A 10079-nucleotide genomic window follows, 5' to 3' on the forward strand; every position below is an offset into this window, starting at 1 on the left:
ATGAACCCTTTTTTAATGGCCGCCGCTAACCCGCCAGAAAGAAGCGGAACGCCGGGTTATGGCTCTCATCGTGGCAGTCGTAGCCCAGTTCGTTCAGCCTCGTTTCAAAATCCGGTTCATGATCGCCCAGTTCAAACGCCGCCAGCACGCGCCCGTAGTCGGTGCCGTGGCTGCGGTAATGGAACAGGGAAATATTCCAGTGGGTCCCTAAGGTATGCAGAAACTTCAACAGCGCACCTGGAGACTCCGGGAACTCAAAGCTGTATAGACGTTCCTGTAGCGGCTTAGAGGGACGTCCACCGACCATATAGCGCACGTGCAGCTTGGCCATTTCGTCGTCGGACAGATCCACCACGCTGTAACCGCCGTCGCTGAGCAACTGAAGGATTTCTTTACGCTCTTCCAGCCCACGACTCAGACGTACGCCGACAAAAATACAGGCGTCCTTCGCATCAGCAAAACGGTAGTTAAACTCGGTCACTGAGCGCCCACCCAGCAATTGACAGAATTTCAGGAAGCTGCCCTTTTCTTCCGGAATGGTCACCGCCAGTAGCGCTTCGCGTTGTTCCCCCAGCTCGCAGCGTTCAGACACGTAGCGCAGGCCGTGGAAGTTAACGTTAGCGCCGGAAAGAACATGCGCCAGACGCTCGCCGCGAATATTGTGCTGGGCGATGTACTTTTTCATCCCCGCCAGCGCCAGCGCCCCGGAGGGCTCCGCCACCGCGCGCACGTCTTCGAACAGGTCTTTCATCGCCGCGCAGATGGCATCGCTATCAACGGTGATAATGTCGTCGAGGTATTCCTGGCACAGACGGAAGGTTTCATCGCCAATGCGTTTCACCGCCACGCCTTCGGCAAACAAACCGACGCGCGGTAAGTCTACCGGATGGCCCGCATTCAGCGCCGCTTTCAGGCAGGCGGAATCTTCGGCTTCAACGGCAATCACTTTAATTTGCGGCATCAGCTGTTTAATCAGCACCGCCACGCCCGCCGCCAGACCGCCGCCGCCAACGGGCACAAACACACGGTCGAGGTGAGCATCCTGCTGTAATAACTCCAGCGCCAGCGTGCCCTGCCCGGCAATCACCATCGGATGATCGAACGGTGGAACCCATGTAAAACCCTGCTGCTGCGACAATTCAATCGCTTTGGCTTTGGCTTCATCAAAATTCGCGCCGTGCAGCAATACTTCGCCACCGAAGCCGCGCACAGCATCAACTTTGATATCCGCTGTGGCCGTGGGCATGACAATCAGCGCTTTCACGCCAAGACGCGCGGAGGAAAAGGCCACGCCCTGGGCATGGTTTCCTGCCGACGCAGTGATCACGCCATGTGCTTTTTGCGCTTCGGTCAGACCCGCCATCATGGCGTAGGCCCCGCGCAGCTTGAAGCTATGAACGGGCTGTCGGTCTTCGCGCTTCACCAGAATGACGTTGTCGAGGCGCGAAGAGAGTTTTTCCATTTTTTGCAGCGGCGTTACCTGCACCGCTTCGTAGACCGGTGCACGCAGCACCGCTCTGAGGTATTCGGCACCCTCAGGGGCACCGGATAGAGGTTGTGAATCCGCCATGATCATTACCCCCCTAATTTCGACTTATCGCGCACCGCGCCTTTGTCAGCACTGGTTGCCAGGCTGGCATAAGCACGCAGCGCGAAGGAGACCTGACGCTGACGATCTTTTGGCGTCCAGGCTTTATCGCCGCGGGATTCCTGCGCTTCACGACGGGCCGCAATCTCCGCATCGCTCAACAGCAACTGAATACCACGATTCGGGATATCAATCGCAATCATGTCGCCATCTTCGATAATCGCAATGTTGCCGCCGCTCGCCGCTTCCGGAGAAACGTGACCGATAGACAGACCCGATGTCCCCCCGGAGAAACGCCCGTCGGTGATCAATGCACAGGCTTTGCCGAGCCCCATCGATTTCAGGAAAGTGGTTGGGTAAAGCATTTCCTGCATGCCCGGCCCGCCTTTCGGCCCTTCGTAGCGGATCACCACCACGTCGCCTGCCACCACTTTGCCACCGAGAATGGCTTCAACGGCATCGTCCTGACTTTCGTATACTTTCGCCGGGCCGGTGAATTTCAGGATGCTGTCATCCACGCCTGCGGTTTTCACGATGCAGCCGTTTTCCGCAAAGTTACCGTACAGCACGGCCAGACCGCCGTCTTTGCTGTAGGCATGTTCCAGAGAACGAATACAACCTTCGGCGCGATCGTCATCCAGCGTATCCCAGCGGCAATCCTGCGAGAACGCCTGCGTAGTACGAACGCCCGCCGGGCCAGCGCGGAACATGTTTTTCACCGCTTCATCCTGGGTCAGCATGACATCGTAGCGATCCAGGGTCTGTGGCAAGGTCAGCCCCAGCACGTTTTTCACGTCGCGGTTCAGCAGTTCGGCGCGATCCAGCTCGCCCAAAATCCCCAGTACACCGCCCGCGCGGTGGACATCTTCCATGTGGTATTTCTGCGTACTTGGTGCAACCTTGCACAGCTGCGGGACTTTGCGGGACAGCTTGTCGATATCACTCATGGTGAAGTCGATTTCCGCTTCCTGCGCGGCAGCCAGCAAATGCAGAACGGTGTTAGTGGAACCACCCATGGCGATATCCAGGGTCATGGCATTTTCAAACGCCGCCTTATTGGCGATATTGCGCGGCAATGCGGAATCATCATTCTGCTCGTAATAACGTTTGGTCAGCTCAACAATACGTGAACCCGCATTGAGGAACAGCTGTTTACGGTCAGCGTGGGTTGCCAACAGCGAACCGTTACCCGGCTGCGACAGGCCCAGCGCTTCGGTCAGGCAGTTCATCGAGTTGGCGGTGAACATACCGGAACAGGAACCGCAGGTTGGGCAAGCGGAGCGTTCAACCTGGTCGCTTTGCTCATCGGTCACTTTCGGGTCCGCGCCCTGAATCATCGCATCAACCAGGTCGAGCTTGATGATTTTGTCAGACAGTTTGGTTTTCCCGGCTTCCATCGGGCCGCCGGAAACAAAGATCACTGGAATATTCAGGCGCAGGGAGGCCATTAACATCCCCGGGGTGATTTTGTCGCAGTTGGAGATACAGACCATGGCGTCGGCGCAGTGGGCATTGACCATGTATTCAACGGAGTCGGCGATCAGTTCGCGGGACGGCAGGGAATAAAGCATGCCCCCGTGCCCCATGGCGATACCATCATCCACCGCAATGGTGTTGAACTCTTTGGCAACGCCACCAGAGGCTTCAATTTGCTCAGCAACCAGTTTACCGAGGTCGCGCAGGTGGACGTGACCCGGCACGAACTGGGTAAACGAGTTCACCACAGCGATAATCGGTTTACCGAAGTCATCATCGGTCATCCCGGTGGCGCGCCACAGTGCGCGGGCACCCGCCATATTGCGGCCGTGGGTGGTGGTGGCAGAACGATACTTAGGCATGCTTGATTAACTCCCGTCTATCTAATAATTGGGACGGTGCGTGCCGTCCCATCTTTTAATACTTAGTTATTAACTTGATCCAACCAGCCGTATTTATCTTCCGTTTCGCCGGTGAAGAGACCAAAGAAGGCTTGCTGAATGCGTTTGGTCACCGGGCCACAGCGGCCTTCACCCACCTGAATACCATCGACGCTACGTACCGGGGTGATTTCCGCCGCGGTACCGGACATGAACACTTCGTCGGCCAGATACAGTGATTCACGGGACAGCACCTGCTCACGCACTTCGATATCGAGGTCTTTCGCCAGCTTGATGATCGCGTCACGGGTGATACCCGGCAGCGCGGAAGAGGTAAACGGCGGGGTAAACAGAATGCCGTCTTTAACTTCAAACAAGTTTTCACCCGCGCCTTCGGAGATGTAGCCATTCACATCCAGCGCAATACCTTCCTGATAACCATGACGACGCGCTTCGCTACCCACCAGCAGCGAAGACAGATAGTTACCGCCCGCTTTGGCCGCAGTAGGGATGGTGTTCGGCGCAACGCGGTTCCAGGAAGAAACCATCGCGTCAATCCCCTGATCCAGTGCATCAGCCCCCAGGTAAGCCCCCCATGGGAACGCAGCAATAATCACATCGGTGGTGTATCCCGCCGGCGGGTTAACGCCCATCCCGACATCGCCAACAAATACCAGCGGGCGGATGTACGCACTGGTCAGGTTGTTTTTGCGGATCACCGCGCGGCAAGCTTCCATCAACTCATCAACGCTCTGAGAAACCGGAAAACGATAAATCTTGGCTGAATCACGCAGACGCTGCATATGTTCGCGATGACGAAACACCACTGGCCCTTTGTGAGAATCGTAGCAGCGGATACCTTCAAATACTGACGTACCGTAGTGCAGCGCGTGGGACATCACGTGAACCTTCGCGTCTTCCCAACGAATCATCTCGCCATTGGACCAAATGAAATCAGCTTTTTTCGTCGTCATTTTTCTTCCTTTTGCGCTCAGGCGCGAATTTGTTGTGATGTGGTTGTGCTCTGGCAGATAGCAACATGTGCAACATCTACCAGTTTACTTAACTGACTAAACAGTAAGTCGACCGACCGTGGGCTGGCAACGGTCAATTCAATATTTATATTCTGTGCATCGCTGGCGGCTTCCATATTCATGGAGCACACCTGAAAACCACGATGGCGTACCACGCGTAAAACACGTTCTAACGTTTCCGGATTGAAACGAGCCTCAACGGCGACCTGATGTTGCATCATGATGATTTCTCCAGCATTTCTGAGTTACTGGCACCTGGCGGTACCAGAGGCCAGACATTCTCAAGTTCGTCGATTGAGACATGAAGCAGGTATGGCCCCTTACTGTTCAGCATGGTGTCGAGAGCTGCTTCAACCTGGTCTTTACGGGTGATGTGTTGGCCTGGGATGCCGAAGGCGCCGGCCAACATAAGGAAATCGGGGTTATCGGTCAGGGTGGTTTCGCTATAGCGTTCCTGGAAAAAAAGCTGCTGCCATTGTCGCACCATGCCTAACCGCTGGTTGTCGAGTAAGACTATCTTCAGCGGCAACTGCTTGCGTTTTACGGTGCCCAACTCCTGCACGTTCATCATGAAGGAGCCGTCACCGGAGATACAGATTACCGTATCGTCCGGGCGGGCCACCTGTGCCCCCACCGCAGCAGGCAGGCCAAAGCCCATCGTTCCCAGGCCGCTGGAGGTGATGAAGTTCTCCGGGCGAGTGTAGATCATATGTTGTGCTGACCACATCTGGTGCTGGCCTACATCCGTCGTCACCACGCTATTCGTAGGTTTGCGATCGGACAGCTGTTTTAACAACAGCGGTGCGTAAATAGCCTCGCCCGGATGATCGTAGCGCCAGGCATGTTCTGCGCGCATATTGGCAGTATGCTGGCACCATTCATTGAGGGTCAGCGGTTGCTGTAATGCAGGTAACAGCGTATTCAAATCACCCTGCAGCGCAACGTGCGCCTGGCGCAGTTTGTTCATCTCAGCCGGATCGATATCCATGTGGATCACGCTGGCATTGGGGGCAAAGGTGTTCAGCTTGCCGGTCACCCGGTCATCAAAACGTGCACCAACGGCAATCAGCAAATCACACTCTTGCACCGCGAAATTCGCGGCTTTAGTACCGTGCATTCCCAACATGCCCAAATAGTACGGGTAGTCCGAATCCACTGCGCCCAAACCTTTCAGCGTGCAGGCGACCGGCATTTGGGTAATCGCAATAAACTCACGCAGGGCTGGAACCGCCTGCGCCATACCTACACCACCACCTACATACAGGATGGGTTTCTGCGCCTGTGCCAGCATCTTGCGGGCTTGTTCAACTTCAGCATGTGGGAAAGCCGCTGCATTTTCGACGGTAGTGAAATACGGCTCCAGCGTACCGCTGGCTAATTGGATGTCTTTCGGGATATCAACCAGAACCGGGCCAGGACGACCGGAATTCGCCACGGTGAAGGCCTCAGCCATGATACGCGGCAGTTCTTCCAGCGACTGCACCAGGAAGCTGTGTTTAGTGCAGGACAACGACATGCCAAGTACGTCCACTTCCTGGAATGCATCGGTGCCGATAAACGGGGAAGAGACCTGACCGGTGATCGCCACAACGGGAACGGAATCTAACAGCGCATCCGCCAGGCCGGTGATCAGATTGGTTGCGCCAGGACCGGAAGTCGCGATACAGACCCCGGTTTTACCGGTTGAGCGGGCATAACCAATCGCCGCCATCGCCGCACCCTGCTCGTGTCGACACAACAAGTGTTCTACGCCGCCGTCATACAACGCATCGTAAACCGGCATAATTGCGCCACCGGGATAACCAAAGACGGTATTAACCCCTTGTGCACGCAACGCATGTACCACCCACTGTGCCCCATTCATAGTTACATCCCCGCCGTAAATCTTGAGAAACAGAACTTTATGCTAGTGTTCACTTTCTGCCCCTCATTTAAGTTTTTAAGGTCAAAAAAAACCCCCGGACCTTTCGGTGCGGGGGTCTTAGTTCGTTAAGGCTTGTTTTTTAAGCCTTTCCTCGTCCAAGTGCAGCCCCGCACGGTGGGATAATAATCACCACCACGCTAATCACGACCAGGCTAATCACTCGTAGAAGGGCTGTCATTTTTGTATTTTCTTGCATCTTGTTCGAAGGAATACCTAAAGAGTTACCATAGAATTTGCAAATCACACAAGATATTTTTTTATTGGTTTTTCTGACGCTGTTAACGGTTTAGATAAATACCTTTGTTTTTTATACAAAAAATAGAAAATGAAAATATTTCACGTTATTCAGCAAACACGATCATGTTTTACCTCTGTATGAGGTACTTCCAGATGTGTTTGCGAGCGTAGTTCCAGACACTACGCAAATAATTATTTATTGCACAAAAACACATGAATCAGCATCTAAAAGCATCAATTAAGTAAGATATTGCCGCTATCTATTACGACATAATAGCTATCTCAGGAGGTGTTATGTCACTGTCGATAGTCCACACACGCGCCGCGTTAGGCGTCAATGCACCACCCATTACTATTGAAGTACATATTAGTAGTGGCTTGCCCGGCTTAACCATGGTCGGGTTGCCCGAAACTACCGTGAAAGAGGCCCGCGATCGGGTTCGCAGTGCGATTATTAATAGCGGGTATGAATTTCCGGCCAAGAAGATAACCATCAACCTCGCTCCGGCTGATCTGCCTAAAGAAGGCGGGAGATATGATTTGCCTATCGCCGTTGCGCTCCTGGCAGCGTCAGAGCAGCTTACAACACATAATCTCGATACTTATGAGTTACTAGGTGAATTAGCGCTTACAGGGGCGTTACGCGGCGTTCCCGGAGCGATATCAAGCGCAACCGAAGCGATTCGCGCAGGCAGACGAATCATTGTCGCAAAAGAGAATGCTGCAGAAGTGGGGTTGATACACGGCGAGGGGTGCCTGATTGCCGATCACCTGCAGTCTGTATGCGCATTTCTTGAAGATAAGCATGAATTAGAAAGGCCCGTTTGCGTAGAGATTCCGCATGCAGACTCTTCTGATGACCTCAGCGACGTCATCGGCCAGGAACAGGGCAAACGAGGGCTGGAGATAACCGCCGCAGGCGGCCACAATCTCCTGCTCATCGGCCCGCCGGGCACGGGGAAAACAATGCTGGCCAGTCGCCTCAGAGGACTGCTGCCACCGTTAAGCAACGAGGAAGCACTGGAAAGTGCGGCAATCCTCAGCCTGGTCAATTCCGATACGATACAAAAGCAGTGGAAGCAACGCCCTTTTCGCTCACCTCATCACAGCGCATCTTTAACTGCCATGGTGGGAGGAGGATCGATACCGGCACCAGGAGAGATTTCTCTGGCACATAACGGCATACTATTTTTGGATGAATTGCCCGAGTTTGAACGCCGTACGCTGGATGCTCTACGTGAACCCATTGAATCCGGACAAATTCATTTATCACGTACCCGGGCAAAAATAACCTACCCGGCACGCTTTCAACTGATAGCGGCAATGAATCCAAGCCCTACGGGACACTATCAGGGAAACCACAATCGCTGTACCCCAGAGCAAACGCTACGCTATCTCAATCGTTTATCCGGCCCTTTTCTCGACCGCTTCGATTTGTCCCTCGAAATTCCCCTTCCACCGCCAGGTATACTCAGTCAACATGCGGTAAAGGGAGAAGACAGCAAGATGGTGAAGAAACGCGTTATGGCCGCGCGTGAGCGCCAGTACCAGCGGCAAAATAAGTTAAATGCACATCTGAGTAGCCAGGATATACATCAATTCTGTATCTTGCACAGGGATGATGCGCGCTGGCTGGAGGAAACGTTGGCGCATCTTGGATTGTCCATCCGTGCATGGCTGCGCCTGATAAAGGTCGCTCGCACGATTGCGGATATTGAGCAATGTGAACAGATCACCCGTCAACATTTACAGGAAGCCGTTGGTTATCGGGCAATAGACCGGCTGTTAATCCATTTGCAGAAACTACTGGCATAAAAAAAGGGCTTTCGCCCTTTTTTCATTAATCTTCTGACTCGGTGTAATCTTCCGCACCCTCTACTTGAGGTTTACCGCCGGACAGCGTGTGGAAACGTTTTGGACGCTTAATACGCGTCATGTATTTAGACCACACACGTTCAGCTTCGGTGACCGGCTCACGTTCACCACGGCATACCGCCACAAATAGTTTCTCTTCTTCCGTTACCGGCTCACGCTTGCCCAGATCCAGCTCATTGAAAGCATAACCGTGACGCTCAAGCAGTTGTGCCTCTTTAATGGTGAAATCACCATGACGGGAGAATCCGCGGGGATAATATTTATTGTCGAAATATCGATTAGTCGTCGTAAAGCTTTCCGCCATCCTGCACGCTCCTAATTCTTTGGCCGAGCTATTTATGGCGCGGAGTATTAGTTACGCTTGACAGAGCGTCAAACAAAAGATTTAAATCATAACGACAAATTATTTTATGGAGCGAGTTGTGGATACGGAATTGTTAAAGACTTTCCTGGAAGTTAGCCGAACGCGCCACTTTGGTCGGGCAGCTGAAGCGCTCTATCTGACCCAGTCGGCAGTCAGTTTTCGTATCAGACAACTGGAAAATCAACTAGGTGTGAACCTGTTCACCCGACACAGAAACAATATCCGTTTAACCGCAGCGGGTGAAAAATTACTGCCGTATGCTGAAACGCTGATGAATACGTGGCAAGCAGCACGTAAGGAGGTCGCGAATACCTCGCGACATAATGAGTTCTCTATCGGAGCCAGCGCTTCCCTTTGGGAGTGCATGCTCAATGGCTGGCTGGGACGGTTGTATCAGTCGCAAGAACCGCAAGCCAGCCTGCAATTTGAAGCCAGGATCGCACAGCGTCAGTCGTTAGTTAAGCAACTCCATGAACGGCAGCTTGATCTGCTGATTACCACCGAAACACCCAAAATGGACGAATTTAGCAGCCAACTGCTGGGATATTTCACGCTGGCGTTGTATTCCAGTAAACCATCACAAACAAAAGACGAATTGAATTACCTGCGCCTGGAATGGGGACCGGATTTCCAACAACACGAAGTGGGATTAGTTGCAGGCGATGAAGTACCGGTGCTTACCACCAGTTCTGCTGAGTTGGCAAGGCAGCAACTTTCTGTACTGAAGGGTTTTAGCTGGCTTCCTGTCAGCTGGGCAAAAACGAAAAGCGATCTCCACATGATGACTGACAGCACGACGCTTTCACGTCCGTTATATGCGGTTTGGCTGCAAAATAGCGATAAACATACGCTTATCCGCGATCTGTTGAAAACGAATATTCTGGATGACTAAAGAGAACGCTGGCAAGGATGCCGGGAAATGGGAAATAAACGGTAAAATGATAGGCATAATTTTCAGATAAAAAAAATCCTTAGCAAGGATGCTAAGGATTATTTCTGGCAGGGGCGGAGAGACTCGAACTCGCGACACCCGGTTTTGGAGACCGGTGCTCTACCAACTGAGCTACGCCCCTAAATTTCTTATCATTAAGCCTGCTAAGATAGCAGGCTTAATTTTCTAATAAGTGGCGGAACGGACGGGACTCGAACCCGCGACCCCCTGCGTGACAGGCAGGTATTCTAACCAACTGAACTACCGCTC

Annotated in this window: 9 protein-coding genes and 1 tRNA gene; 2 read left to right on the forward strand and 8 right to left on the reverse strand. The window is 53.1% G+C overall.

All coding sequences use genetic code 11. The annotated features are described in order from the left end of the window. Window positions 1-25: 25 nt before the first annotated feature. From ilvA to ilvL, 6 genes are all read right to left on the reverse strand, one after another. Window positions 26-1570, reverse strand: coding sequence for a threonine ammonia-lyase, biosynthetic (gene ilvA / locus JQ822_RS22705; RefSeq protein WP_213135368.1), 1545 nt, complete (start codon window positions 1568-1570; stop codon window positions 26-28). A gap of 5 nt (window positions 1571-1575) precedes the next feature. Further along, window positions 1576-3426 (reverse strand): dihydroxy-acid dehydratase, encoded by a 1851-nt coding sequence (gene ilvD, locus JQ822_RS22710; RefSeq protein ID WP_213135369.1) that lies wholly within the window; start codon window positions 3424-3426, stop codon window positions 1576-1578. A 62-nt stretch (window positions 3427-3488) separates the two neighbouring features. Next, the gene (locus JQ822_RS22715; protein WP_213135370.1) at window positions 3489-4418 is read right to left on the reverse strand and encodes a branched-chain amino acid transaminase; all 930 of its coding nucleotides are present in this window, start codon (window positions 4416-4418) and stop codon (window positions 3489-3491) included. Between the two features lie 17 nt (window positions 4419-4435). Beyond that, window positions 4436-4699 (reverse strand): acetolactate synthase 2 small subunit, encoded by a 264-nt coding sequence (ilvM, locus tag JQ822_RS22720; protein WP_003018017.1) that lies wholly within the window; start codon window positions 4697-4699, stop codon window positions 4436-4438. Further along, the gene (gene ilvG / locus JQ822_RS22725; protein WP_213135371.1) at window positions 4696-6342 is read right to left on the reverse strand and encodes an acetolactate synthase 2 catalytic subunit; all 1647 of its coding nucleotides are present in this window, start codon (window positions 6340-6342) and stop codon (window positions 4696-4698) included. Before ilvG ends, ilvM begins: the two co-directional genes overlap by 4 nt. 139 nt (window positions 6343-6481) lie before the next feature. After that, a complete protein-coding gene (gene ilvL, locus JQ822_RS22730) occupies window positions 6482-6580 on the reverse strand; it encodes an ilv operon leader peptide (protein ID WP_001311244.1) in 99 nt (32 codons plus the stop codon). Window positions 6581-6933: 353 nt separating this feature from the next. Here ilvL and JQ822_RS22735 point away from each other — a divergent pair, with 353 nt between their 5' ends. Then, on the forward strand, window positions 6934-8454 hold the full coding sequence (locus JQ822_RS22735) for a YifB family Mg chelatase-like AAA ATPase (protein WP_213135372.1): 1521 nt from the start codon (window positions 6934-6936) through the stop codon (window positions 8452-8454). 25 nt (window positions 8455-8479) lie between these two features. Here JQ822_RS22735 and maoP read toward each other — a convergent pair whose 3' ends face one another. Next, window positions 8480-8818 carry a macrodomain Ori organization protein MaoP gene (maoP, locus tag JQ822_RS22740; protein WP_096758961.1) on the reverse strand — a complete coding sequence of 113 codons (339 nt, stop codon included), beginning with the start codon at window positions 8816-8818 and terminating at the stop codon, window positions 8480-8482. Between the two features lie 106 nt (window positions 8819-8924). Between maoP and hdfR the strand changes: the two genes are divergently transcribed. After that, a complete protein-coding gene (gene hdfR / locus JQ822_RS22745) occupies window positions 8925-9770 on the forward strand; it encodes an HTH-type transcriptional regulator HdfR (protein ID WP_213135373.1) in 846 nt (281 codons plus the stop codon). A 105-nt stretch (window positions 9771-9875) separates the two neighbouring features. Here hdfR and JQ822_RS22750 read toward each other — a convergent pair. Next, window positions 9876-9951, reverse strand: a tRNA-Trp gene (locus JQ822_RS22750). Window positions 9952-10079 lie beyond the last annotated feature (128 nt).

It is taken from the genome of Citrobacter sp. FP75 (assembly GCF_018342065.1).
Classification (GTDB): domain Bacteria; phylum Pseudomonadota; class Gammaproteobacteria; order Enterobacterales; family Enterobacteriaceae; genus Citrobacter.